General features: G+C 56.6%; 22 protein-coding genes. 14 read left to right on the top strand and 8 right to left on the bottom strand.

All coding sequences use genetic code 11. From position 1 onward, the window contains the following. Positions 1–3 precede the first annotated feature (3 nt). The 5 genes from DXT77_RS06000 to DXT77_RS05980 are packed head-to-tail and all read left to right on the top strand — an operon-like array spanning position 4 to position 5,640. Positions 4–1,116 carry a polysaccharide pyruvyl transferase family protein gene (locus DXT77_RS06000; RefSeq protein ID WP_119426980.1) on the top strand — a complete coding sequence of 371 codons (1,113 nt, stop codon included), beginning with the start codon at positions 4–6 and terminating at the stop codon, positions 1,114–1,116. Beyond that, positions 1,113–2,345: a phosphoribosylaminoimidazole carboxylase gene (locus DXT77_RS05995; RefSeq protein WP_119426979.1), complete on the top strand. Its 1,233-nt coding sequence runs from the start codon at positions 1,113–1,115 to the stop codon at positions 2,343–2,345. Before DXT77_RS06000 ends, DXT77_RS05995 begins: the two co-directional genes overlap by 4 nt. After that, positions 2,336–3,439 (top strand): hypothetical protein, encoded by a 1,104-nt coding sequence (locus tag DXT77_RS05990; protein WP_119426978.1) that lies wholly within the window; start codon positions 2,336–2,338, stop codon positions 3,437–3,439. The genes DXT77_RS05995 and DXT77_RS05990 overlap by 10 nt, the downstream gene beginning before the upstream one ends. A gap of 12 nt (positions 3,440–3,451) precedes the next feature. After that, entirely contained in the window at positions 3,452–4,504 is a 1,053-nt protein-coding gene (locus tag DXT77_RS05985; RefSeq protein ID WP_119426977.1) for an acyltransferase family protein, read from the top strand. Then, complete coding sequence (locus DXT77_RS05980; RefSeq protein ID WP_119426976.1) at positions 4,504–5,640, top strand: SGNH/GDSL hydrolase family protein; 1,137 nt, start codon at positions 4,504–4,506, stop codon at positions 5,638–5,640. The genes DXT77_RS05985 and DXT77_RS05980 overlap by 1 nt, the downstream gene beginning before the upstream one ends. Positions 5,641–5,644: 4 nt before the next feature. Here the strand turns inward: DXT77_RS05980 and DXT77_RS05975 are convergent, their stop codons facing one another. After that, positions 5,645–6,055: a mannose-1-phosphate guanylyltransferase gene (locus DXT77_RS05975; RefSeq protein ID WP_119426975.1), complete on the bottom strand. Its 411-nt coding sequence runs from the start codon at positions 6,053–6,055 to the stop codon at positions 5,645–5,647. Between the two features lie 32 nt (positions 6,056–6,087). Continuing rightward, a complete protein-coding gene (galU, locus tag DXT77_RS05970) occupies positions 6,088–6,921 on the bottom strand; it encodes a UTP--glucose-1-phosphate uridylyltransferase GalU (RefSeq protein ID WP_007951629.1) in 834 nt (277 codons plus the stop codon). 381 nt (positions 6,922–7,302) lie between these two features. On the opposite strand from galU, the gene galE reads away from it, so the two are divergent. From galE to DXT77_RS05940, 6 genes are all read left to right on the top strand, one after another. Continuing rightward, the gene (gene galE, locus DXT77_RS05965) at positions 7,303–8,319 is read left to right on the top strand and encodes a UDP-glucose 4-epimerase GalE (protein ID WP_119426974.1); all 1,017 of its coding nucleotides are present in this window, start codon (positions 7,303–7,305) and stop codon (positions 8,317–8,319) included. Positions 8,320–8,547: 228 nt separating this feature from the next. After that, complete coding sequence (locus DXT77_RS05960) at positions 8,548–8,784, top strand: hypothetical protein (RefSeq protein WP_003226528.1); 237 nt, start codon at positions 8,548–8,550, stop codon at positions 8,782–8,784. A 143-nt stretch (positions 8,785–8,927) separates the two neighbouring features. Next, positions 8,928–9,989, top strand: coding sequence for a polysaccharide biosynthesis/export family protein (locus tag DXT77_RS05955; protein ID WP_119426973.1), 1,062 nt, complete (start codon positions 8,928–8,930; stop codon positions 9,987–9,989). A 12-nt stretch (positions 9,990–10,001) separates the two neighbouring features. Then, positions 10,002–10,667, top strand: coding sequence for a YjbF family lipoprotein (locus DXT77_RS05950; RefSeq protein WP_119426972.1), 666 nt, complete (start codon positions 10,002–10,004; stop codon positions 10,665–10,667). After that, a complete protein-coding gene (locus DXT77_RS05945; protein ID WP_119426971.1) occupies positions 10,664–11,428 on the top strand; it encodes a capsule biosynthesis GfcC family protein in 765 nt (254 codons plus the stop codon). Before DXT77_RS05950 ends, DXT77_RS05945 begins: the two co-directional genes overlap by 4 nt. Continuing rightward, entirely contained in the window at positions 11,425–13,503 is a 2,079-nt protein-coding gene (locus DXT77_RS05940; RefSeq protein ID WP_119426970.1) for a YjbH domain-containing protein, read from the top strand. Before DXT77_RS05945 ends, DXT77_RS05940 begins: the two co-directional genes overlap by 4 nt. A 290-nt stretch (positions 13,504–13,793) precedes the next feature. On the opposite strand, the gene DXT77_RS05935 is transcribed toward DXT77_RS05940, so the two are convergent. From DXT77_RS05935 to DXT77_RS05925, 3 genes are all read right to left on the bottom strand, one after another. Beyond that, positions 13,794–15,188: an undecaprenyl-phosphate glucose phosphotransferase gene (locus tag DXT77_RS05935; RefSeq protein WP_119426969.1), complete on the bottom strand. Its 1,395-nt coding sequence runs from the start codon at positions 15,186–15,188 to the stop codon at positions 13,794–13,796. 382 nt (positions 15,189–15,570) lie between these two features. Beyond that, positions 15,571–16,215, bottom strand: a complete 645-nt coding sequence (locus tag DXT77_RS05930; protein ID WP_119426968.1) for a helix-turn-helix domain-containing protein — start codon at positions 16,213–16,215, stop codon at positions 15,571–15,573. A gap of 292 nt (positions 16,216–16,507) precedes the next feature. Then, a complete protein-coding gene (locus DXT77_RS05925; RefSeq protein ID WP_085713182.1) occupies positions 16,508–17,248 on the bottom strand; it encodes a winged helix-turn-helix domain-containing protein in 741 nt (246 codons plus the stop codon). 506 nt (positions 17,249–17,754) lie between these two features. Here DXT77_RS05925 and DXT77_RS05920 point away from each other — a divergent pair. After that, a complete protein-coding gene (locus tag DXT77_RS05920; protein ID WP_119426967.1) occupies positions 17,755–18,585 on the top strand; it encodes an undecaprenyl-diphosphate phosphatase in 831 nt (276 codons plus the stop codon). Here the strand turns inward: DXT77_RS05920 and DXT77_RS05915 are convergent, their stop codons facing one another. Next, entirely contained in the window at positions 18,586–18,957 is a 372-nt protein-coding gene (locus DXT77_RS05915) for a DUF2388 domain-containing protein (protein WP_119426966.1), read from the bottom strand. A gap of 84 nt (positions 18,958–19,041) precedes the next feature. Continuing rightward, positions 19,042–20,052: a tRNA dihydrouridine(20/20a) synthase DusA gene (gene dusA / locus DXT77_RS05910; protein ID WP_119426965.1), complete on the bottom strand. Its 1,011-nt coding sequence runs from the start codon at positions 20,050–20,052 to the stop codon at positions 19,042–19,044. Between the two features lie 102 nt (positions 20,053–20,154). Here dusA and DXT77_RS05905 point away from each other — a divergent pair, with 102 nt between their 5' ends. Beyond that, the gene (locus DXT77_RS05905; RefSeq protein WP_178083443.1) at positions 20,155–21,288 is read left to right on the top strand and encodes a site-specific integrase; all 1,134 of its coding nucleotides are present in this window, start codon (positions 20,155–20,157) and stop codon (positions 21,286–21,288) included. Positions 21,289–21,416: 128 nt separating this feature from the next. Beyond that, positions 21,417–22,904 carry a ParB N-terminal domain-containing protein gene (locus tag DXT77_RS05900; protein WP_119426963.1) on the top strand — a complete coding sequence of 496 codons (1,488 nt, stop codon included), beginning with the start codon at positions 21,417–21,419 and terminating at the stop codon, positions 22,902–22,904. On the opposite strand, the gene DXT77_RS05895 is transcribed toward DXT77_RS05900, so the two are convergent. Next, on the bottom strand, positions 22,870–23,766 hold the full coding sequence (locus DXT77_RS05895; RefSeq protein ID WP_119426962.1) for a DNA adenine methylase: 897 nt from the start codon (positions 23,764–23,766) through the stop codon (positions 22,870–22,872). The two genes, DXT77_RS05900 and DXT77_RS05895, sit on opposite strands and share 35 nt — an antisense overlap. Positions 23,767–23,793 lie beyond the last annotated feature (27 nt).

Below are 23,793 nucleotides of genomic sequence, written 5' to 3'. Positions count from 1 at the left end.
CTCATGAACGTAACGATTTTGCATGGCTACAGTGCCTCCAATTCCGGTGATGGTCTGCTGGTCGATCTGGCCATTGCGCTGGTGCAGCGCAATTTTGGTGAAGACACCGCGATCAGCGTCGTGGCCTCCGATCCGGATTCCTTCAAATACCTGCCGCACCCGCGCTTTGACGCGCCGGTCATGGCAGCCAAGGGCCTGGGTCGGGTCAAGCAGGCGGTATTCCTCAATCAGTCCTACGCCGGGCTGGCGGATCTGTTGAAGAAAACCGATCTGATCGTCGGCGTTGGCGGCGGCTATATGCGCTCCAAAAGCGCCTTCGAACACATCAAGCTGAAACTGGGCCACGCCAAGCAACTGGAAACCGCGATCCTCAGCAAAGTCCCGTCGGTGTACCTGCCGCAGAGCATCGGGCCGTTCCACGGTGACAGCGACAAGATCGTCGGCCACTACGCCAGCGCCGATGCGGTGTTCGTGCGCGATAACCGCTCCTCGGCGTTGTTCGACGCCTGCGAAAATGTCTACCGCGCACCGGACCTCGCGGTGCAGGCCCTGGCCGGCAAAATCCTGCAGCAACCCAAGTTCACCCGCTGCGCCTCGACGCCGGCCACGGTGTGCGTGGTGCTGCGTAAACCGCCGGCATGGAGCAAGGAAAAGAAGCTCGCCTACGTGGCCAACCTGAAGGTGCTGCTGCAGCGCTTGAAGAACAAAAGCAAAGTGGTCTGCGCGGTGCAGAGCGCTGTGCGCGGTAACGATGACGGTGCGTTCTATCGCGAACTGGGCATCACCGAAGACCTGCTGTCGTTGAAGGCCACGATTGCCAAATATCAGCCGGACCTGGTGATTTCCGTGCGCCTGCACGGGGCGATCGAATCGCTGCTCTCCGGGGTGCCCGCGTATCACATCAGCTACGAGCGCAAAGGCTTCGGCGCCTATCAGGACATGGGCGTCGAGGACTGGGTAATCAACGGTGGCGACATCGATGTCGACACCATCATCGACACGGTTTACGCGCCTGACGCGCTGTCGAATTTCGGCAAGCGCCTGACCGACACCTGCCGTGAAATCGAGGCCAAAACCGTGGCCATGGACGACATCATCAAGGGCGTCATTCGATGATATTCCGCTTGTTGCTGCGCGGCGGAGCACTGGGCGCGAAGTTCCTGCTGGTGCTCGCCATCACCCATTACCTCGGTTACGAGGCGCTGGGGTTTTACGGCGTGGTGGTCGCGGCGTCATTGATCGCGTCGAAGTTCTACAGCGTCGGTTTCAGTTCCGAGATCAATCGGCTGATCAGCGTCGGCGGCAGTTCGAAGCGTGTGGTCGACAAGGTTCTGCTGCTGTACCTGGCCGTGGGGTTGCTGTTGTCGGTGCTGACGGTGCTGATCTATTCGCTGTTCCAGCAGGTCGAGGCGACGGCGGCATTGATCGCCTGTGTGACCCTGGTTCTGTTGACCGAGCATCTGTCGTTCGAAATCAACTCGTTCGTGTTTTCCGCGCAGAAAGCCACGGCGGGGGCGCTGCTGTTTTTCATCAAGACCGGCCTCTGGGCACTGCTCGCCGTGGGCGGGATGATGCTCGGTTGGGTGTCCGGAATCGCCAGCGTGCTGTGGCTGTGGGTCATCGCCAACGTGCTGGTGATCGTCGCCGGTTACCTGATTGTGGTGAACGTCCATCGCGGGCGCGAAGAAGGGACGCTGGCGACGGCGACCGTCTGGAAAGCCGGGTTGCCGTTCTATCTGGGCACCGGTCTGATCGCGTTGAGTCAGTACGCCGAACGTTTTCTGATCATTGATCTGGAACCCTACGCCAGCCTCGGTAAATACGTGTACGCCTGGTCGGCGGCCAACACCTTGCAGGCGTTGTCCTATGCGGTGGTGGCGGTGGTCGGCATTCCGGTGCTCGCCAAGCGTTACCAGGCCGATCAACAAGCGTTCACGGTCAGGCAGTTGTTCGTGAACAAATGGGTCGCGCGTTCGCTGGAGGTTTCAGCGGCAGTCGCGGTGGCGATTTATCTGTTCTTCAATGTCGTGCTCGATTACGTCGGCGCAGCGGTGCCGCGTCCGGACAACGGAATCCTCGGCGTGCTGATCTTTTCCTTCGCCCTGCGCGCCATCGGCGACATCGTTTGGGGTGGTTTGATCGCGTCGAAAAACAGCCGGGTATCCCTCGCCAGTTCGGCCCTTTGCCTGCTGATTTCGATACCAGTCAGCTATATGCTGATCAAGCACTATTCGATTTATGGCGCGGCCTGGGGCAACGTCTTCGGGATCATCGTGCAGCTCGGCGTGATTGCGCTACTGACCCGTGCAACGCGTGCGAAAAAGGCTGTCGTGTCATGGGCCTGAAACTGCCGTGCATCGAGTTTCGCGGCAAGAAACTTGATTCGTCGCTGTCGTTCCTGATCCTGTTCACCGGCCTGTTTCTGTCGGTGGCCATGCCGCTGCTGATCCCCCGCGATCCCGGCCCGGATGCGATGACCCTGTGGTCGTCCTATGCCCGGGCCGACAACTGCAATTTCTGGAACCCGTTCTCGCCGGATCGCTCGTCCTACGAGTGTTCGGCGTTCCTGCTGCGGCCCACCGGGATCAACCTGACCAACGCTTGGGCCTACGGGATGTTCTGCAATTTCTTCCTCACGGCGATTCCGGTGGTGGTGTTCCGGCGCATGCCGCTGGCGATCTTCGGGACCCTGTGTCTGTGGGGCGTGGTGCGCTCGTTCTTCCTGGAAAACCTGACCAAGGAAATCATTGTGTCGGTGGCGGTGCTGAGCATTCTGTTCAGCTCGCTGACGCGCAAATATCGCGGCGGTTTTTTCCTGTCGGCGGTGATCTACGGCGTGCTGATCCGGCCCTACTGGATTCTGTTTTCGCTGTCCTGGGTCGGCGTCTGCATGATGAAGAAATACGTGTCGCGCATGACCTTCTTCCTGATGCTGTTCCTGTTCTACCTGGCAGTGGCCATGGCCATCCAGTTGGCGCTGGGCTTTCCGGTGTCGTCGATTCGCGCCAGCAACAACGAACTGCGCACGGCGGGCGAGGAGGGTTCCAAGTCGCTGATCGTCTCGTGGCTCAGCGGCAGCGACTTCGTTTCGCAGGCCCTGGACTCGATGATCATCTTCTTTCGCCTGTCGTTCCCGGTTGAGCTGATCCTGCTCTCCGGGCCGGGCCAGGTGATCTTCGTGGCGCTGATGATCATGACCGCGTTGCTGCTGTTCAAAGTCATCACCTCGACCGATTACAAGGGCGCGCCGATCCAGACCAAACCCAAGGAACTGATCGCGATTCCCCTGGCGTTTCTGCTGGTTCAAGGCTTGTTCGAACCGGACTTCGGCTCGTTCGCCCGACACTTTTCGATGGTGGTGCCGGTGTTGTTCGTGGGCCTGGGCTTGATGCTGCGGGCGAACAAACCGGTGCGGGTCGAATCAAGAATTCTGAATTGAGGCGGGTGCTTTATGTCGAGCAAGAAAAAGTCCCTGGAGATCGAAACCCTGCGCGGGCTTGCTTGCCTGTTGCTGGTGCTCTACCACGTGATCGGCCCGTTGGGCGGCGGTTTGAAGATCGACATCGGCTCGCCGTTCCGGGTGATCGCCGATTCGATGGTGTACGTGCGCATGCCGCTGTTCACTTTCATTTCCGGCTACATCTATTCCATCTACAAGATTCGCGGCAATGACTTTTCGGCGTTCTTCACCGGCAAGGTGCGGCGGCTGATCGTGCCGCTGTTTTGCGTGGGTGTGCCGTTCTCCGTGTTGCAGGCGGTGGGGCCGGGCGTGAACAAGGATGTCGGCGTGATCGATGCGCTGTTGTCGTTCTATGTGCCGGTCAACCACTTCTGGTTCCTGCAGGCGGTGTTCATCATTTTCATGTTTGTCGGCCTGCTGGAGTGGCGTGGATTGCTGCGCTCGGCGACACGTCTGTACCTGCTGTTCGCGTTCTCTGCAGCGGTGTTTCTATTGCCGCCATTCAAGTTCGATGCGTTCGGCATCAACGGTGCGACCTATCTGTTGCCGTTTTTTGTGGCGGGGATGATCGGTCAGGAAAATGTCAGCGCGTTGAAGCAGCGGTTCAAAGTGATCGGCCCGTTGGTGTTTGTGCTGATCTCCCTGACGCTGTTGTACATCGCCTCACTGGATCGTGAGCTGATCATCGATCGTCGCAGCCTGATCGGCCTGACGGTGGGGTGCGTGTCCTGCTTCGCGTTGCTGTCGAGTGACATGCGTTCGAAGGCGCTGACCTGGCTCGGTGGTTACTCTTACGCGATTTTCCTGTTTCATGTGTTGTTCGCCGCCACCTCGCGCTCGGTACTCGGGCGCCTGGGCATCAAGGACGAAAGCGTGCTGGTGTTCTGTGGCGTGGCTTGCGGCTTGCTCGGGCCGGTGCTGCTCTCGACCATTTTCAGCCGGTTCAACTTCACTTCGGTGCTGTTTCTGGGCGAGCGTGCGGCGGCAAAAAAACCGGCGGGGAACGTCTCCCCGACGCCGGTTTCGGCTAAAGGAAGTGCTTGATGGTTGCAGTGGATGACGCAGCGCCGGTCGCGGCGTCGGTGGTTGAAATCGGTGACGCCCGCGAGCGTTTTGCTCAGTGGCGCGAAGGCAAGGCCGGAAAGGTGTTGTCGGTCTCGGTGATCGGCGACAGCTACAGCGCCGGGCAGGATTTTTATCTGAACAAACTGGTGCAGCGGCTGGTCGGGGAGGTCGGTTTTGCCGGCCCCGGTTATGTCGGTTTCAACCATGGTGCTGCGCTGGGCGGCAGCCACTTCAAGTACACCCGCAGCAGCGAGAAATACTTTGGTGGCGACTGGAAGGTGTCGGACCTCGGCGTGGCCAGTCCCGACAGCCGTACCGTGACTGGAAGTCCCGGCGCATGGCTGCAGGTCGATGCCCATCCGAGCGAAGCGATAAACACCGCTGTCACCCAGGCAAAGTTGCTTTATCTGGGCAGCGGCGAATCCAGTGAACTGCACTATCGCTGGTCGCCCTCGCAATCCTGGCAGCCGTTGAAGTTAAGCGGCGTCGGTGTTCAGGAAGTCCCATTGTCAGGTACATCCGCCGCGACGGATTGGTCATTCAGGCTGGAAGTGGTGAAAGGCGCACCAACCTTGTTCGGCCTTTGGATGAGCAACGAGCAGGCCGGTTTGCGGGTGTCGAAACTGGCGGCGTCGGGTGCGGCATCCGGCGATTTCTATCATGCCGATGGTCAGTGGCAGGTCCAGTGGAAAGCGGTGGTGTCGAAGATTCCGGCTGACGTCTATCTGATCATGCTCGGCGGCAACGATCAGGGTTTCGGCGTGAAGCCCGAGCAGTACCTGAAGAACGTTAAGGGGCTGGTCGGGATGATCCGCGAGATTCAGCCGGCCGCGAGCGTCAACCTGATCATGCGCCAGGACACCACACGTTCCAGCGCCTATCCGATGTCGGCCTACGCGCAGGTGCTGGAGCCCTGGGCCCGCGAGCAGCATCTGGGCTGCGCCAATCTGCAATGCGCATTCGGTACGGATGTAAAACGCTATGCAGCGGCGATGATCGGCCCGGACAAGATACATCCGCTGCCGGCCACCGGCGGGAAGGTGATTGCCGATTACTTCTATCGGATGATCGTCGGCGGCAACCACGGGACTTCCTGCGGCGCCGCCTCGGAATAAGGGTTCAGCCCTTGTCGAAGCTGTCCACGTGACCCAGAAGCTCTGCAGTCTTCTGCGGCATCAACTGCGTCACACAACGGGTTTCCACATTGATGATGATCGCCGGCTCGTTGCAGCAGAGGCGCACGCGGAATCGCCAGTCGCCGAGAATCACCTTCAGGCCGTCGCGGTCATCGACCTCCAGCGCCTGCTCGCCATAGATCCGTTTCAGATGGGCGAGCAGGGGATAGGGATCGCGCAGCGGCCGGCGAATGTCCCCGGACGATGGAAACATGCCGATCCGTTCCACCAGCAGGATGGTCCCCAGCCAGGACTCATTGGCGCTGGGCAATGGCTGATGACGAGACAACCAGCTCATCACCCCGAGGTTATCCACCTCCCGTTCAATGTCTGTCGAATGTTGTGCGATGTTCATGGTTGCCTCGCCGGATGTGGGTGGGGCGCCTTTCAGCGGCCCTTGAGGTAGACGTTGTCGTAGCAGAAGTTGGTCGCTTGCAGGTAACCCTCGGCGTCACCGCAGTCGAAGCGCAGGCCCTTGAACTTGTAGGCCAGCACGCAACCGTTCTGCGCCTGTTTCATCAGGGCGTCGGTAATCTGGATTTCCCCGCCCTTGCCGGGCTCGGTGTCGGCGATCAGGTCGAAAATGTCGGGCGTCAGGATGTAGCGGCCGATGATCGCCAGGTTCGACGGAGCGTCCTGCGGCGCCGGTTTTTCCACCATGTGGTTGACCCGGTAAATGCCCTCGGAAATCGCCTCGCCGGCGATCACGCCGTACTTGTGGGTCTGGTCTCGCGGGACTTCCTGGATGGCGACAATCGAGCAGCGGAATTTCTTGTAGAGCTCGATCATCTGGGTGAGCACGCCGTCACCTTCAAGGTTCAGGCAGAGGTCGTCGGCCAGGACCACGGCGAAGGGCTCGTCGCCGATCAATGGGCGACCACTGAGAATTGCGTGGCCCAGACCTTTCATTTCCACCTGACGGGTGTAGGAGAAGGTGCAGGTGTCGATCAGCTCGCGAGTGCCGGCCAGGAACTTCTCTTTCTCGGTGCCGCGAATCTGGTGTTCGAGTTCGTAGCTGATGTCGAAGTGGTCTTCCAGTGCGCGCTTGCCCCGGCCGGTGACGATCGCCATGTGCTGCAGACCGGCGTCTCGTGCTTCTTCAACGGCGTACTCGATCAACGGCTTGTTGACGATCGGCAGCATCTCTTTCGGCATGGCTTTGGTGGCCGGCAAGAAACGCGTGCCGTAGCCGGCAGCGGGGAACAAACATTTACGAATCATAGAAGTTTCCTGGACATTCATGGCATACAGCCATCGGTTACATTGCAATAAGGAAAAGTTGCAAGTTGATGAAGCTGTACTTTAATACCTGAGTCAGGTTATGAGTGACAACGTTAGCTTGGTTTAAAAGAGGATAATGTTATTAGATGTCGGCTTGATAAATAACAGTTATTTTTAGTCGGTATCTGTTGATAGTGGTGAAAGTGCGGGAGTGCTAATAAGTACCGGGCAATACAGTTTGGCCTTTAAAAATATTTTTGGCCAGTGATGGAACTGTTTTTGTTTTGGGTTGTTGTCGCCCTGTTTATGTGAGGCAATACACACATTAAACAAGTTGGGCTTGACACGCTAGTTGGCACTTTTCCCACTATGGACCGCGCTATGAAGATTCTGGTAACGGGTGGCGCCGGGTATATCGGCTCGCACACCACACTCGCATTGCTTGAAGCAGGTTATGAAGTTGTCGTTCTGGATAATCTTTGCAACAGCAGCGACGCGGCACTCCATGCCGTGGAAGGCATTTGCGGCAAAAGTGCGCTGATGATTCGCGGCGATGTGTGCGACCGGGCGTTGCTGGACCGGATATTCCAGCAGCATTCAATTGACGCCGTCCTGCATTTTGCCGGGCTTAAAGCGGTCGGCGAGAGCGTGCGCAAGCCGCTCGAATATTACGAAACCAATGTCAGCGGCAGCATCACGCTGTGTCAGGCGATGGCGGCGGCGGGGGTCTTCCGGCTGGTGTTCAGTTCCTCGGCCACTGTTTACGGCGAGCCTGAGCAGATGCCGATCCGCGAGGATTTTCCGACCGGCATCCCGACCAATCCCTACGGCCAATCCAAGCTGATCGTCGAAAACGTGCTGCGCGACCTGAGCCAGTCCGAGCCGCGCTGGAGCATCGCGCTGCTGCGTTACTTCAACCCGATCGGCGCCCATGCCAGCGGCCATATGGGCGAAGACCCGAGCGGCATCCCCAATAACCTGCTGCCCTACATCAGCCAGGTGGCGGTCGGCAGTCTGCAGGAGTTGTCGGTCTTCGGCGACGATTACCCCACGGCAGACGGCACCGGCGTGCGCGATTACATCCACGTCGTCGACCTGGCGGACGGGCACCTGAAGGCCTTGCAGGCCATCGACGGGCGCACCGGCATTCATACCTGGAACCTCGGCACCGGCGACGGTTACAGCGTCATGCAAGTGCTGCGAGCCTTCGAACAGGCGTGCGGCAAGCCAGTGCCGTTTCGGGTGATGCCACGGCGTTCGGGTGATATCGCCGAGAGTTGGGCCGACGCTTCCAAAGCGGAAAAAGAACTGGGCTGGAAAGCCACGCGCAACTTGCAGGACATGGTTACCGATACCTGGCGCTGGCAGTCGAATCATCCCAACGGCTATCTGGAATGATGGCCATTTAGTCCAATGTTATTTTCGGTCAGGTTGTTAGATATCGTCGGGAAATTACACTGGCAATGCCTTTTGCAAGTCCGTAGATATAAACCTGCCGTTCGACTTTTATCAGTTGCGTAGGACTGTGAAAGAACAACGGATCTTGTTCGCGCTTTTTGCGACTTGAACTCTACCACCTCTAACGAAACACCCGATGTAACGGTGCAATGTTAGAAAGGAGTTGATATGAAAAAAGTGATGGCGATTGCCTTGTTGACGATGTTGAGCAACTGGGCATCCGCAGCTGAAGCACCGCTTACTGCGGTAACCAATGTATCGGGCAGTGTCGCGGCTTCTACAGCGCCTGCTGCCAGTACTGCAATGGTTGCCAGTGCCGTAGCGGCGTCCAACAGTGGTGGAAGTGCCAACGGCGGTACAACGGGTACCACCGGTACCACGGGTACAACCGGCACGCACAACTAACTGAAGTAACTGTTGGTGCAGTACAAGGTCGCCCGACGAAAGTCGGGTGACTTTGTTTTGGATTCGCCCTTGAATAGCGTAGTGCCATTATGACTCGTAGTTTTTCTCTTTTAATGCTGGCAAGTCTCGCTCTGCAAGGTTGCATGTTTTCCCCCGGTCAACACCTGAGCACCTTTGGCATCACCCGCCAGGGCGCCAGTGAAAGCAGCCGGGTCGAGTTGATTCCGATCACCCCCAAGCTGATCTCCATGAACCGCGCCACGCAGAAGCGTGAGTCAGTGCCCACGGAATTGCTGGCGACGCCGGCCGAGTACCGCATCGGCAACAACGACGTGCTGTACATCACCGTGTGGGATCACCCCGAGCTGACCGCACCGTCGGGCGCGCAGCAGCAGATCGACGCCAACGGCCGTCTGGTGCGCTCCGACGGCACGCTGTATTACCCGTACATCAAGGAAGTCCAGGCCGCCGGCCGGACCATCCAGCAACTGCGCGACGACATCGAACAACGGCTGTCGGCGTTCATCGCCGAGCCGCAAGTGGACGTCGCCGTGTTGCGTTTCGCCAGCCAGAAAGTCGTGGTCACCGGCGCGGTCGCCAAGGCGGGCCCGCAAGCGATTTCCACCAACCCGCTGAGCGTGGTCGAAGCCCTCGGTTCGGCGGGCATCGACACCAACAATGCCGACCTGTCCGGGTTGTTGCTGACGCGCAACGAGCGGGTCTATCCCCTGAATCTGGATACCCTCAATCAACAGGATTCCGAGTTGCAGAACGTCTACCTCCAGGGTGGCGACAAACTGTATCTGCCGTACAACGACAACAAGCGCATCTACGTGATGGGCGAGGTCAACCAGCCGCGCGCCCTGAGCTTCAAGACGGCGACCATGAACCTGTCCGACGTGCTCGGCTCGGTCGGCGGCTTGAGCCAGACCACCGCCAATGGCAATGCCGTGTACGTCATTCGCGGGGTGGAAAACCTCGATGTCGAGCCGGCGAAGATCTATCAACTGGAAGCCGAATCGCCGACTGCCATGGTCCTCGCCACGCACTTCGAAGTGCGCCCCCAGGACGTCGTTTATGTAGGGCCTGCCAACGTGACTCGCTGGAACCGTCTGATCAGCCAGTTGGTGCCATCGGCATCGATTGTCGGCACTGGCGCTTCCGCTGCGAAGAACTGGAGCGAATTCACCAACAACAGCAAATAAGGCCCGCCGACTTTGAAAATCCTGAATGTTGGCGTCTGCCTGATGGCGGCCTTGTTGCTGTGTGGCTGTAATCCGCTGATGGTTGCGTCGGTGACTAACCTCAAGTCGGCGGTAGTCGGCCCGGATGATATCGACGTGACGCCGGTCCAGGTGGCCGAGGTCAATTATCCGCAACTCAAACTCACCACGCCGTCCGGTTCCGGTGTGCTGGCGCTGGTGCGCAAGCGCGATGACCTGCAGTTCTGGGTGGCGTCCGGCAAGCAGGTCCTGCTGCTGCGCGACGGTCTCGCGGTGCGCAGCATCGGCCTGGGCGCGGAGGGCGACCTGGACGGGACGCGGCTGTCCGATGCCTCGCCGTTCAAGCGCGGTCTGCAACATGTTACCGATGGCCAGACCAGCCAGCGCTGGATCGACCTCTACAAGGGCCAGGAAGTCGGGCTGATCGTCAACAGCCGCTTCACCCGCAAATCCGTGGAAACCCTGAAGATTCTGAACAAGGAATACGCCGTGCTGCGTGTCGATGAACGTATCGACGTCCCGGCCATCGGCCTGCGGGCGACCAATCGTTACTGGGTCGACCCGGTGGACGGTTTCATTGTGCAGAGCGAGCAGCAACTGACCTCGCAACTACGGGTGAAGATCGTCCAGTTGACCCCTGATCGCAGGCATCTGCCATGAAGTGCTTGAGGGTTCTGTCGGCGGGTTTGATGTTGCTCGCCGGCGCAAGTCAGGCGGCGGTCATGGTCACTGGCGATGTCGCCAACCCCGGGCCGGTGACGTTGCCGCCGGGCGGCCGATTGACCGATGTAATCAGCGAGGCCGTGCCTAACGCCGAGGGTTACTGGCTGGCCGGTGTGCTGCTGCGTCAGTCGCTGCTGGAAGAGCAGACCCGGCTCAAGGTCGGCGTGCTGTTCGATCTGGACGTATTGCAGCGCATGGCCGATCTGTTCGACCGGCCAAGCCGCAAAGCCCTGGCGGTGCGCATGGCCGAAGACGTGCAGAAGATGCCGGTCACCGGGCGCCAGATCGCGGACCTGGACCCGGTGGCGCTGGAAGTCGGCTTCGCCCGCAACATTCGTCTCGACGATGGCGATCGCCTGATCTACCCGCAACGGGTCGATGAAGTGGAAGTGCTCGGCGCGGTCGCCGGGACCTGCCGACTGCCTTATCAGCCGTTGCTCGAGGCCCGTGAATACCTCAGCAGGTGCGTGCTGCTGGAGGACGATGCCGACGCCGATTACCTGTGGCTGATCCAGCCCAACGGTGTTTCGCGGCGCGTCGGCATCGCCCACTGGAATCGTGAGAGCGGGCAGTTTCCCGTTGCCGGCAGCAAGATTCTGGTGCCGTTGAAAAACGATGATCTGGATCCGCCTATCCCTGAACTGAATCAGCAGTTGGCCGAATTTATTGCCACGCAGTTGGCTGAGGTGGTTCGTTGAATTTGCGTTTTGCAGCTGTGTTGTTATTGCCGTGCGGCCTGGTCCATGCCGAGCCGCGAATTACCCAGGGCGATTTTGGTGGCACCGGTCTGTTGCAGACGCCCACCGCACGCATGTCCCCGGCCGGCGAGTTGAGCGTCAACGCCAACCGCACCGAGCCTTACAGCCGCTACAGCGTTTCGTTGCAGCCGCTGGACTGGCTCGAAGGTTCGTTCCGCTACACCGCCATCACCAACCGTCCCTACGGCCCGGAATCCATGAGCGGCAACCAGAGCTATAAAGACAAGGCGGTCGACGTCAAAGTCCGGCTCTGGGAGGAAACCCATTGGGCCCCCGATATTTCCCTGGGCTTCCGAGACGTCGGCGGTACGGGTTTGTTCGCCAGTGAATTCCTGGTGGCCAACAAGCGCTTCGACAACCTGGATTTCAGCGCCGGCATCGCCTGGGGTTACATCGGTAATCGCGGCGATATCGACAACCCGTTCGGCTATCTCGATGACCGTTTCAAGACCCGGCCAGCCCTGGAAGGCACCGGCGACGTCAACGCCGGTTCGTACTTTCGCGGCCAGCCATCGTTCTTCGGCGGCGTGAGTTACCAGACCCCCTGGGATCGCCTGAGCCTCAAACTCGAATACGAAGGCAACGATTACAAACACGAACCCAAGGACAACGTGATCAAGCAGGACTCGCCGATCAACCTTGGCGCGGTGTTCAAGGTGACGGACTCCCTCGACGTGAGCGCCGCGTGGGAGCGGGGCAACACAGCGATGTTCGGCGTCACCTTCCACACCAATTTCGTCAGCCGCAAGGCGCCGGCCAAGACCTTCGATCCACCGCCGGAGCCGCTGCCGGCGAAGGCACCGACCACCTCGATGGATCAGGTTGACTGGGCCAACGTATCGCAACGCCTGCAACAGAATGCGGGCTACCGGGTCGAGCGCATCGCCCAGCGCGATTCCGAGTTGATCGTGTATGGCGAGCAGCAGCGCTACTTCCATTCCTCCAAAGCGGTGGGGCGTGCAAGCCGGGTTTTGGACAACAGCGTCAACGATGACATCGACTGGTTCACCCTGGTGAACAAGCGTTACGACCTGCCGCTGGAAGAAACCAGCGTGCCGCGCCAGACCTTCCGCGAAGTGATCAACAATGAGGAACCGCTGCAAGCGTTGCACCGCACCACCGAGGTCAACCCGGCGATGCCACACAACGAGAAGACGCTCTACACCCAGCCGCTGCAGCACTTCAGCTATGGCGCGGGTCTGGGCTTCAAGCAGAACGTCGGTGGCCCGGATGGCTTGCTCTATCAATTCAGTGCGGATCTGGACGCGGAGTTCCGCTTCAACCGCAACACCTGGTGGAGCGGCATGCTCAGCCAGAACCTGACGAACAACTTCGACAAGTTCAAATACGACGCACCCAGCGGCTTGCCGCGTGTGCGTACGGACTTGCGTCAGTACCTGACCACATCCGACACCACCATGCCGTTATTTCAGGTCAGCCACGCCGAGCAACTGGACAAGGATCTGTACGGCATGGTCTACGGCGGTTATCTGGAGTCGATGTTCGCCGGGGTGGGCGGCGAGGTGCTGTTCCGTCCTACCGGCGAGCGCTGGGCGATCGGTGCGGATCTGAACTACGTGCGTCAGCGCGAATTCGATCAGGGTTTCGGCCTGCGGGACTACTCGGTGCTGACCGGTCATATCACCGGTTACACCGATTTGCCCTACGAAACACTGGCGGCGGTCAGCGTCGGGCGTTATCTGGCTGGCGACTTTGGCGGCACGCTGGATATCTCCCGGGAGTTTTCCAACGGCGTGCGCTTCGGTGCCTGGGCGACCATCACCACGGCGGGCAGTGCGGAATACGGCGAAGGTAGTTTCGACAAGGGCATTTATCTGTCGATTCCGTTCGACGAGATGATGAGCATGTCGACCATGCGCCGGGCCAACCTGGTCTGGGCGCCGCTGACCCGTGACGGTGGTGCGAGGCTCAGCCGCAGCTTCCAGCTGCACTCGATGACCGATAGCCGTGAGGACGACATGTTCTATCGCAACTTCGGGAAGATTACCGAGTAAGTCCGGGAGACCGGAAAGCCAAAACGGGAGCTCTTGGGCTCCCGTTTTGGCTTGGGGTGGATGCTGATCCTGATCCATCCACCGTTGCCACAGGTTATCGGGTAATACCTGATCTCCAGCATTAACCGAAACCTTGTGGGAGCGAGCCTGCTCGCGATTGACGTCAGTCCTGTCGACACCCATTCAACTTACCCACCGTGCTCGCAAGCTGCCCGCCAACCTCCCAAATCCCGCCCACAAAAAAGGGGACTTTCGTCCCCTTGCGGTGTTGCCTTTCGAAGCGCTGCGTCTCAGTAAATATCCTTCGACAGCAGGGTAAACGGCGTCTTCACCAAGATCTTCACATCCAGCCACAGCGACCAGTTGTTGATGTACTTGAGGTCGATCTCGACACGCTTCTCCATCTTGTCGAGGGTGTCGGTCTCACCCCGGCAACCGCTGATCTGCGCCAGGCCAGTGATGCCCGGTTTGATTCGGTGACGCGCCATGTAGGCGAGGATCTTGCCCGAGTAGTAGTTGTTGTGCGCCACGGCATGCGGACGCGGGCCGACCAGGGCCATGTGCCCTTGCAGCACGTTGAACAGTTGCGGCAGCTCATCCAGCGAAGTGCGGCGGATGAAGCGCCCGACGGCGGTGATGCGCGAATCGTTGCGGCTGGCCTGTTTGACTTCATGGTCATCGTGCACGCGCATCGAGCGGAACTTCCAGACCTGAATCACCTTGCCGTTCCAGCCATGGCGATCCTGTTTGAAGAACACCGGGCCCGGCGAGCTGAGCTTCACCGCCAGCGAGATCAGCAGCAGCACCGGGCTCAACAGGATGATGGCCAGCAGTGCGACGCTTTTCTCCATCAGGCTCTTGCTCAGGGCAGCGGTCGGGCGGCTGGTCAGCGGGCTTTCATTGAGGTAGATCGCCGGCAGGCCGTCCACGACTTTCACCGAATGATTGAGCAGCGTCAGGCTGTTCAGGTCCGGCACCCAGACCACGTCCACGTTGGCATCCAGCAGATCGCCGTACATGGCTTCGATCTTCGCCGCTTCGGACAGAGACAGCGTGATGTACAGACGGCGGATATCGTGGCGTTTGATCAGCTCCAGGAGGTTTTCCTGATCGCCGACGACCCGTGGAGCATCCGCGTCCAGCGCAGGCACGGTGCCGTTGCTGACCAGTCCCACCAGCGGCAGGTTTTCCTGTTCGCTGAGCTTCTTCGCCAGGCCCAGAGCCAGCTCGCCCGTGCCGACGATCAGGGTCTTGTGCTCGCTTTTGCGTGAACGCTGGTAGTACTTCGAAAACGCGTGCAGGGGCGCATAGAGCAGCGCCTGACCGAGGAAACCGTACACCGCCCAGTCAAGAATCACCTGGCGCGAAAACAGCTCATCAGCCTTGCAGATGAACGCGATGAAGGTCAGCCCGGCCATGGTCATCGACCAGCCCATCAGCAGCCGCCCGAGACCGGTCAGGTAGTTGTCGCGCTTTCGGTAGGCGCCGCTGAACGTGTAGGCCGGAACCGAAGCCAGCACGGCCAGCATGGTGCACATCCGGTAATAGAACTCGACCGTTCCCGTGTGCTGCTCAGCCAATACAAATAACAGTGAAACAATAAAGCACTGTGCCAGCGCCCATTGGCCCCAGAAGGTAAGTCCCTTGAGGCCGGTGTTTCGGTTGATACGTAGAGTGAGATCCATATGCGATATCCCCAAAAGACTTCCATTCAGGTTTCGACAGTTGAAATCCGAGTTGTTAAGCAGAGTTGTTTTTGTTTTAGGTGCCCATGTTCTGAGGTAACAACATCGGTATGCCGAACTGTCGTCAATCAATAGACTAAGTTATTGGGGAAGAAGCTGTCTGACGAGTTCTAACAAGGTGGCAAAGTGCCAAGCAATTGATTGGGGAAATAATCGAACGTTAGAAAAGGTCAAAGGGCAAAGGGTGAACAAACAATAATCTGTTTGCTATCGTAGGAAGGGTGAGGAGGGAAGCATTACTGAAAAGGAGGTTCAAACAAGCAAAGTGCTTTTTTATTTTTGTTATTGCACTTGCTTCAATTTCTGGATGTGGAGGCTGTGCTCAGGCAACAACTTCCTGGATCAGGCAATAACCACGATTGCGCACGGCACGAAACAGCCGTTCACCATTGCTGGCACTTTTGAACTTGTCTTGAAGACGGCTCAGGCACATTTCCAGTCCGCGATATTGTTCCGGTTCCCGGCCGATGCTGAGGATCAGATCGTCGCGACTGACAACACGCTCTTCGTGGTGCAGCATCTTTCTGACCAGTGCGGTTTCGAGGCCGGTGAGGCTGATCTCGACACCTTCCTTGACGAGTGCGCCCTGGTCATTGTCCAGATGCCAGGCCTCCGTGCAGGGAATATTGCCTTCAATGGAGCCGGTGTCTTCCATTGCAGGTGAGTTCTGGAGCGAGTTTACCGATTGTGCCGCCAGCCACTCGGACTCGAGGGTGGCCAATATGCGCTGTGTATCATGTTCAATACTGCGAGCGACGCTTTTCCTTGTGCCGCGTGGGTAAGTGAACTCCATGAGCGTGGGAGTGGAAGAGGGCGAAGCAACACCTTCAACAAACATTTGTGCCTGGGACGTACCGAACGAGTTGAAACGCTCACTGGAGAGAATGCTCTCGAGTTCACGTTGCGACGCGGAGTTATTGGTCACGACAACAAAATATTTGCGTGGGAGGGTTGTACTGGTTTCCATGTCTCTCTCCTGAATAACGCACCAAATTTGGCTAAAAGGTAATCGGCAGACGAGTTATAACGCGCTCGGAAATAATCGACAGGCAGGGTCTGGGCCCAATTATGGCCCGCGACAAGTTCCACTGGGTCTGCTTTTAGAGTAATGATTTATTGTTATGTTTAAGTGTTGCAGCGCTCATTCAATTGACAGCTTTTTATTGGATGGATATTGCAAATAAAACGGTGAGACCGTGGAGTGTTGTAGCGTTGCATCAGACGTTCCCTCGTATGCTGCAAATGGTGATTTCCCTGACTCAGGCGGTCGAGATCAACCCCCTCATCAGACGGTAGCCATACCCGCGAATGCTCTGTATGGCGTTCGTACCGTACACGTCCTTGATTTTCCCACGCAAGCGGCTGATGGATTTTTCCAGCGCGCGAGGGTCGTAGAAATGCGTGTTGAGCCCCATGATGCCGGCGATTTCGTCATGGCTGAGAATGTGATTGCTGGTTTGCGAAAACGCTTCCAGGATCTTCATCTCGGCAAAGGAAATGTCCAGTTTCTTGCTGGTGTCGGAGAGGCAGATACGGGTCGGGTCCAGTATCAGATCAATGTCACGCAGCCATTCTTCACTGCTGAAGAATTCACTCAGCAACTCGCCGCCCTCATCGGAAAGGGTATTGAGCTTGATACAGAAGTCTGCCCCGGCAAGATGGTATTTGATCTTGTTGTGGGCGCCGCGACCGGTAATCACCGCACAAATGATCGGCTTCAAGTTCTCGGTGCGCAGGTTCTCCACCAGCGCCAGATTGTCTTCCAGTGCTTGCGGAGTATCGATGACGATGAAAATGGCGCGATAGGCGCCGTGATATTCGTTTGGCTGATATGAACTAGTGAAAGAGTCGGCTTCCAGCGCCAGACCGGTCTGCACATGTTTGGCGATTAGCGCTCTGAAGTGTTCGGCCACAGCACGGGTACGCGCCAGGGCAAGAACACCTGGCGCGTCGTTTGTCTGGTGCGAGCTTCTAGTCGCTAAGTTCCCTGTAAGCATCATGCCTTGACTCGAAAAAGTGCGGACATCGGGATGTTAAAGCACCGGTTCTCATCTGTGACTGACAATTGGTAACATTCGCGCGATTTTTAGACGTGGCTCCCGAGTTTTTTAACAATAATTAAGCTTTTCAAGCATTTAGTTGATTTTCTCGGGGTGCTGAACTAACGAAACGAACGTCGTTAGATGGTGGCGATGTGCAATGGTGCCACTATTTTGTAATTATGGCGACCGGTTTTTATGTCCTATGGCCAGTATGGTTCGTCGCCAGAATCAGGGGAGTGTGAGGTGGGTCACATTTTAGGGGCGCAAGGTTATTTTTGCCACTAAGTGAACAAGTTCACAGACAGACGATTATTAACATGGCTTGAGTGTGTCTTTTGATAAGACATATTCTCCGTCACCAAATCGGGCAATGACTGTAGATCTGCCAATTGTTTAATTGCTGATACCCAATGCCTGAATGCAGTTGACCGGGCGCTCTTGAAGAGCGTTCTGACGGAGGATTAATGGATTTACTGACCTTGTTCAAGGTGTTGGTTTTAAGTGCGGTAGAAGGTCTCACCGAGTTCTTGCCCATCTCCAGTACGGGCCACCAGATTATCGTTGCCGACTTGCTCGACTTCGGTGGCGAACGCGCGATGGCGTTCAACATCATTATTCAACTGGGTGCCATTCTGGCTGTCGTCTGGGAGTTTCGCCCGAAGATCTTCGAGATCGTCAAAGGCCTGCCGACCCAGCGCAATGCACAACGCTTCACACTTAATCTGCTGATCGCATTTTTCCCGGCAGTGATTCTCGGCGTGTTATTTGCCGACGCCATTCATCATTACCTGTTCAACCCGATCACCGTGGCGGTCGCACTGGTGGTGGGCGGTATCGTGATGTTATGGGCAGAAAAACGAAATCATGTAGTGAGTGTCGAGCACGTCGACGACATGGCCTGGTCCGACGCGCTGAAGATCGGTTTCGTACAGTGCCTGGCGATGATTCCCGGCACCTCGCGCTCCGGCTCCACCATCATCGGCGGCCTGCTGTTCGGCCTGTCGCGCAAGGCCGCCACGGAGTTCTCGTTCTTCCTGGCAATGCCGACCATGGTCGGCGCGGCGGTGTATTCCGGCTACAAATACCGCGACCTGTTCCAGGCCGGCGACCTGCCGGTCTTCGCCCTGGGCTTCGTCACCGCATTCGTCTTCGCAATGATCGCCGTACGCGGCTTGCTCAAGTTCATTGCGAACCACAGCTACGCCGCGTTTGCCTGGTACCGGATCGCGTTTGGTTTGCTGATCCTGGCGACGTGGGTGTTTGGCTGGGTGAACTGGACGGAAGCGGCGGCTTGATCACTGACTGCTGATCAGCGCGGCAACGGCGAGGTCGCTCAACTCCATATCAGGCGATTCCTGACGAAAACGCTGCAAGGCTGACGTGAAATATGCGGCTTGCAGCATGCCGTCGCTGGCGAGATAGAGCCGCGCGTCCTCGAGCTCCGCAGCGGAGTAAACGCGTTTATGGCTGTCGGTGGTTTCTTGCGAGGCCGTAAAGGGCGTGAGCAGCAAAGAGACAAGTGTGAAACCAGACAGCTTGGTCACCTCCCATGGCGTATCGGTGTTACCCAGACACAACCCGTCGCAGTGGGCCTGAACATTGGACGTGACGCAAAACAAAGCAAGGAAGGTGCAGCGCTTGAAGCCAGAGAAATTCAACGCGGGCATAAACAAAAGACATCCTGTCAGTACATCAAAAGAACCACAGCAGCAGGCAACGCTCATTCGTTGCCCGCACATTCAACGCGTCGATCAACGACCCGCCAACAACTCCGCCGCCTGATCCAGCAACGCCAGCGGATCCTTGGCCTTGTGAATATCCACCGACAACAACTGCCGAAACTTGCGCGCCCCCGGGAAACCGGTGCCCAGTCCCAGCACATGTCGGGTGATGTGATGCATCGCCCCGCCCGTCGCCAGATGCTCGGCAATATAAGGCCGCAACTGCGCCAACGCCTCGGCCCGGGTGATCACCGGCGCCGAACTGCCGAACAACTGCTGATCCACCTCGGCCAGCAGATAGGGATTGTGATAAGCCTCACGGCCCAGCATCACCCCGTCAAAGGTCTGCAAATGCTCATGGCAGGCCTCCATCGTCTTGATCCCGCCGTTCAGAATGATCTCCAGCTCCGGAAAATCCGCCTTCAACCGCGCCGCCACGTCATAACGCAACGGCGGAATGTCACGGTTCTCCTTCGGCGACAACCCCTCCAGAATCGCAATCCGCGCATGCACCGTAAAACTCGTGCACCCGGCATCCCGCACCGTACCGACGAAATCGCACAGCTCCTCATAACTGTCCCGCCCATTGATCCCGATCCGGTGCTTCACCGTCACCGGAATCGACACCGCATCACGCATCGCCTTCACACAATCCGCCACCAACTGCGGATGCCCCATCAGGCACGCCCCGATCATATTGTTCTGCACACGATCACTCGGGCAGCCAACGTTCAGATTCACCTCGTCATAACCGTGCTCCTGCGCCATACGTGCGCAAGCGGCCAGGTCCTGCGGGACACTACCGCCCAGTTGCAACGCCAGCGGGTGCTCGGCTTCGTTGTGACGGAGGAAACGCTCGTGATCGCCGTTGAGCAAAGCGCCGGTGGTGACCATTTCGGTGTAGAGCAGGGCGTTTTTCGACAATAGGCGTAGGAAGAACCGGCAGTGACGGTCAGTCCAATCCATCATAGGTGCAACGGAGAACCGCCGAGATAGCGCAGGGCTTGAGTTTACTGGGCTGGAGTGGGTATTTGGTACCATTTTACTCAACGTGTTTAAAGCAGGTTTTTAGGCGTTTTCAGGCGTTTTTTTCGTCTCACTGGTACAATGTACCAATCACTTTCGGAATTGTACCAGTCGATTATGGCAACGATCAGAGCTCGAAAACGCACCGATGGCTCAGTCAGTTACACGGCACAGATACGCCTGTTTCGCGATGGAGCGCAAGTCTACCAAGAGAGCCAGACCTTCGCCCGGAAACAGGCGGCACAAGTATGGGTGCGGCGACGTGAAGCAGAGCTGGATCAGCCTGGTGCGATTGAGCGTGCGAACCGCACGGGCGTCACCGTGCAGGACATGATCACTCAGTATCTGAATGAAATGGAGAAAGTCCGGCCGCTCGGTAAAACAAAGGAAGCCACTCTGAAGGCTATTGCAGCGTCGGAGTTTGGCCAGACCGTTGACTCGGATATCAACAGTCAGCGCTTGGTGGATTTTGCGCTCTGGCGTATGAGCAAGGAGGGTGGCGGTGTCCAGCCGCAGACAGCCGGCAATGATCTGGCTCACCTTGGGGCTGTCCTCTCGATTGCTCGCCCAGCTTGGGGGTATGAGGTCGATGCCCATGCAATGGCAGATGCAAGAAAGGTTTTAAGAAAGTTGGGTTACAACATGAAAAGCCGCGAACGAGATCGGCGCCCGGCGATGGACGAGCTGGATAAGATCCTGGAGCACTTTCTAGGCATTCAGCAGCGGCGCCCTAGTTCGATCAACATGCTTAAGGTGATCGGCTTCGCGATGTTCTCCACGCGGCGGCAGGATGAGATCTGCCGCATTCGATGGTCTGATGTGGATGAGGCTGGCCAGCGAGTGCTGGTTAGAGATATGAAGAATCCCGGGCAGAAAATCGGCAATGATGTTTGGTGTTCCATTCCTGACGAGGCGTGGCGAATCTTGAAAACCATGCCAAAGTCGAACGCCGAGATCTTTCCTTATAATTCGTCTTCTGTATCAACAAGTTGGGCTAAGGCATGCAAATTCTTGGAGATCGAGGATCTGCATTTTCATGATCTCCGACACGATGGAGTCAGCCGATTGTTTGAGATGGATTGGGATATCCCGAGAGTGTCGAGCGTGTCTGGTCACCGGGATTGGAACTCACTTCGCCGTTATACCCACTTGAGAGGGCGCGGTGATCCATACGCACAATGGAGCTGGATTGAGCGCATCCTGCGGCCACCCGTGGCTTTGGGACAAAGAGAAAAGGACGCGCAACCCTGACCAGTCTGGGCTATTTGCCGTGAGTCTTCCATGGCTTTGGATCCAGTGGTTGTTCTTGCAGTGGGTGTGCCGGTATTCTCGCGCAATGGCCAATGTGCCACTACCATAAGAAATTGGAGCGCTAGGGAATGAGAACCGGTTTCAAGGACAAAAAAAATGTCTCGCTTGATACTCTTTTGCTCGACGAGCACAACCCTCGATTGGGCTATGCGCCTGACCAGAGTGCGTGTCTTGCCAAGATGGTCTCTTTTGGAGCCTCTTTTTTCGCTATCGCAAAAGACATTGCTGAGAGCGGCCTTACGATTGAGCCTATCGTAGTATTGAAGCAACGGAACAAGCTCATTGTCAAAGATGGGAATCGACGCATTTCAGCATTGAAGTTACTCAACAGACCTTACCTGTGTGCTGAAAAGAGTGTACAGGAACGTTTTGAGCGACTTGCTCGTTTAGCCGAAGAAAATGGGAATCTCATTCACAAAATCGACGTCCAGGTCGGTGAAGATCCGGAGGTAGTCAATGAATATATTTCCCGAATTCACACCGGTGAGAACGGAGGCGTGGGCCGTAAACAGTGGGGCTCGCTTCAGCAGGAGTATTACCAGCTGTCGATCGGTGAAAAAGGCAATTACTGGCGTGCGGCAAAACTTTTGCTTTGGGCTGACCAAAACGATATTGAAGTCCCAGAGGATATTGCGATAACAACAATGGGTCGTTATTTCAATGCTCAGAAAAATATTCGTCTGCTAGGATTTGAATTTGATGAAGATGATGAGCTCGTCATCGACGCTCCGCTTATTGTCGCGTTGGCTGTTGTTAAAAGATTAATTTCCGATCTTGAAGGGGGAAAGGTCCATGTAAAAAGAAGTGAAGACAACGGATCGTTCTCGATGATGACAGCGCCAGGGCGTGACCACTACATTGAAGTTGTGAGGCGTGAGGCTGGGCTCAATGAGTGTGTGTCCGCTCGAGGTCCAGCGGTTGAGTCTGGTAGTGCATCCGGGGAAGGTGAGGTTGGAGCGCCAGCAATTGCTCCTGGTCAAGTTGGTGCTGTTGGTGGTCGACCGTCGAACACGGGCTCAGGGGCTAGTTCGAATAATCCTGATGGGGGGGGATCCTCTCCTTCGGGCTCGGGACCAAAAAGTGGTTCGATGCCTACTACGCACAGCGCCAATCGCGCAAAGTACGTAACCAAAGGCGGTCATCCACTCGTATTGCCCAAGGATGAGCTGAAACTAAGGGATATATATAAAGAGCTCACGATGCTCGAAAAATGCCCGGTTGCTGGAATGATGCTTGTGCGGGCATTCGTTGAAGGAACCTTCAGACATTACGTGGGAAGATTCGAGTTGAATCGAGGAAGTCTGGATAGTGTAACTATCAAAGACATGCTTCGTTTGATCAAAAATAAATTGATCAGGGATGGTAGGATTTCAGATGGAGATGACTATCATCAGAAAATTGAGGACCTTCTTAATGGGCAGCTTGTCTCAATTCCATCTATGCAGAAGTATATTCACTCGGATATATTTAATCCGCGAGATGAGAAGGTAAAAAATACCTGGGATGATTTCTATCATCTTCTCAAACTTCTGTGGGATGAGGTAGCAGTGCCTTAGAGTGTGACCCATTTTTTATCGGGGAGATCTGCTTTGATGTGAACGGGAGCGGATCGATCCTAATATTTTTGTAAATTAAGAGTTCGCGCGCCACGGGCCTATCGAGATGGCTAGAATATACAATATTGAAAGTTAGACTCTGATGGTCTTCGTAAATTTCTTGAATCTCTTCGCAGTGGTCGTAGGTGATTATCAGCGGAGTCGAAATGTTATGTATTTGGTTCGAGATGCTAATGTGGTCTTCATGTTTGTAGAAGTTTGAATAAAGCTGACTGCCCTTATTGTAATAGGGGGGGTCGAGGTTTATTAAGCTGTTATTGTTGGTGTCGATATTTTTTATGAAATGCAGTGCGTCTTCGCAATGTATTGCTATTTTTTCGCGCATTTTCCCAATGTTTCTGATCCGCTCTGCAAGATTCTCCTTCGTGTATCTCGCATCAATCTTGTATTTGCCAGTTTGGAATTTTCCTCCAATTACTCCACCAGTTATGATGCCTGAGCGATTGGTGCGGTTTAGGAAGAATGTGGCAAAGCCCAGTTCAAGCTCAGTATGTTTGAATGGGTTGTTGTATATTTCTTTTTGTTTTTCACGCTCTTCAAGGGTGACCTCGGTGTTCATTAACTTTTTAATAAAGCTTGGCGTGTTGTGTGTTACTGACATCCAGAAGCTATAAATGGCAGGGTCGAGATCGTTAATGACAATATCTTTAACGTAGTTATTTGTTAGTAGATAGATGGCCGCTCCTGCTCCTCCTGCATACGCTTCGATGTAGCTCCCATCTATATTGTTTGAGCGGAGGAGGTGTGCTAACCAAGCACCTAGTTTGGCTTTGCCGCCTGGGTAACGAAGAGGGGTCAGCATATGGTATTCTCAGAAAATTTGCGAATT

The organism is Pseudomonas sp. 91RF (assembly GCF_003576265.1).
In the GTDB taxonomy this organism is placed as follows: domain Bacteria; phylum Pseudomonadota; class Gammaproteobacteria; order Pseudomonadales; family Pseudomonadaceae; genus Aquipseudomonas; species Aquipseudomonas kribbensis.
This window is presented reverse-complemented; position numbering and strand designations above follow the sequence as displayed.

Coding starts and splice junctions, on each gene's coding strand:
- DXT77_RS06000 (WP_119426980.1), top strand. CDS start 4: ATGAACGTAACGATTTTGCATGGCTACAGTGCCTCCAATTCCGGTGAT.
- DXT77_RS05995 (WP_119426979.1), top strand. CDS start 1,113: ATGATATTCCGCTTGTTGCTGCGCGGCGGAGCACTGGGCGCGAAGTTC.
- DXT77_RS05990 (WP_119426978.1), top strand. CDS start 2,336: ATGGGCCTGAAACTGCCGTGCATCGAGTTTCGCGGCAAGAAACTTGAT.
- DXT77_RS05985 (WP_119426977.1), top strand. CDS start 3,452: ATGTCGAGCAAGAAAAAGTCCCTGGAGATCGAAACCCTGCGCGGGCTT.
- DXT77_RS05980 (WP_119426976.1), top strand. CDS start 4,504: ATGGTTGCAGTGGATGACGCAGCGCCGGTCGCGGCGTCGGTGGTTGAA.
- DXT77_RS05975 (WP_119426975.1), bottom strand. CDS start 6,055: ATGAACATCGCACAACATTCGACAGACATTGAACGGGAGGTGGATAAC.
- galU (WP_007951629.1), bottom strand. CDS start 6,921: ATGATTCGTAAATGTTTGTTCCCCGCTGCCGGCTACGGCACGCGTTTC.
- galE (WP_119426974.1), top strand. CDS start 7,303: ATGAAGATTCTGGTAACGGGTGGCGCCGGGTATATCGGCTCGCACACC.
- DXT77_RS05960 (WP_003226528.1), top strand. CDS start 8,548: ATGAAAAAAGTGATGGCGATTGCCTTGTTGACGATGTTGAGCAACTGG.
- DXT77_RS05955 (WP_119426973.1), top strand. CDS start 8,928: ATGTTTTCCCCCGGTCAACACCTGAGCACCTTTGGCATCACCCGCCAG.
- DXT77_RS05945 (WP_119426971.1), top strand. CDS start 10,664: ATGAAGTGCTTGAGGGTTCTGTCGGCGGGTTTGATGTTGCTCGCCGGC.
- DXT77_RS05935 (WP_119426969.1), bottom strand. CDS start 15,188: ATGGATCTCACTCTACGTATCAACCGAAACACCGGCCTCAAGGGACTT.
- DXT77_RS05930 (WP_119426968.1), bottom strand. CDS start 16,215: ATGGAAACCAGTACAACCCTCCCACGCAAATATTTTGTTGTCGTGACC.
- DXT77_RS05925 (WP_085713182.1), bottom strand. CDS start 17,248: ATGATGCTTACAGGGAACTTAGCGACTAGAAGCTCGCACCAGACAAAC.
- DXT77_RS05920 (WP_119426967.1), top strand. CDS start 17,755: ATGGATTTACTGACCTTGTTCAAGGTGTTGGTTTTAAGTGCGGTAGAA.
- DXT77_RS05915 (WP_119426966.1), bottom strand. CDS start 18,957: ATGCCCGCGTTGAATTTCTCTGGCTTCAAGCGCTGCACCTTCCTTGCT.
- dusA (WP_119426965.1), bottom strand. CDS start 20,052: ATGGTACCAAATACCCACTCCAGCCCAGTAAACTCAAGCCCTGCGCTA.
- DXT77_RS05905 (WP_178083443.1), top strand. CDS start 20,155: ATGGCAACGATCAGAGCTCGAAAACGCACCGATGGCTCAGTCAGTTAC.
- DXT77_RS05900 (WP_119426963.1), top strand. CDS start 21,417: ATGAGAACCGGTTTCAAGGACAAAAAAAATGTCTCGCTTGATACTCTT.
- DXT77_RS05895 (WP_119426962.1), bottom strand. CDS start 23,766: ATGCTGACCCCTCTTCGTTACCCAGGCGGCAAAGCCAAACTAGGTGCT.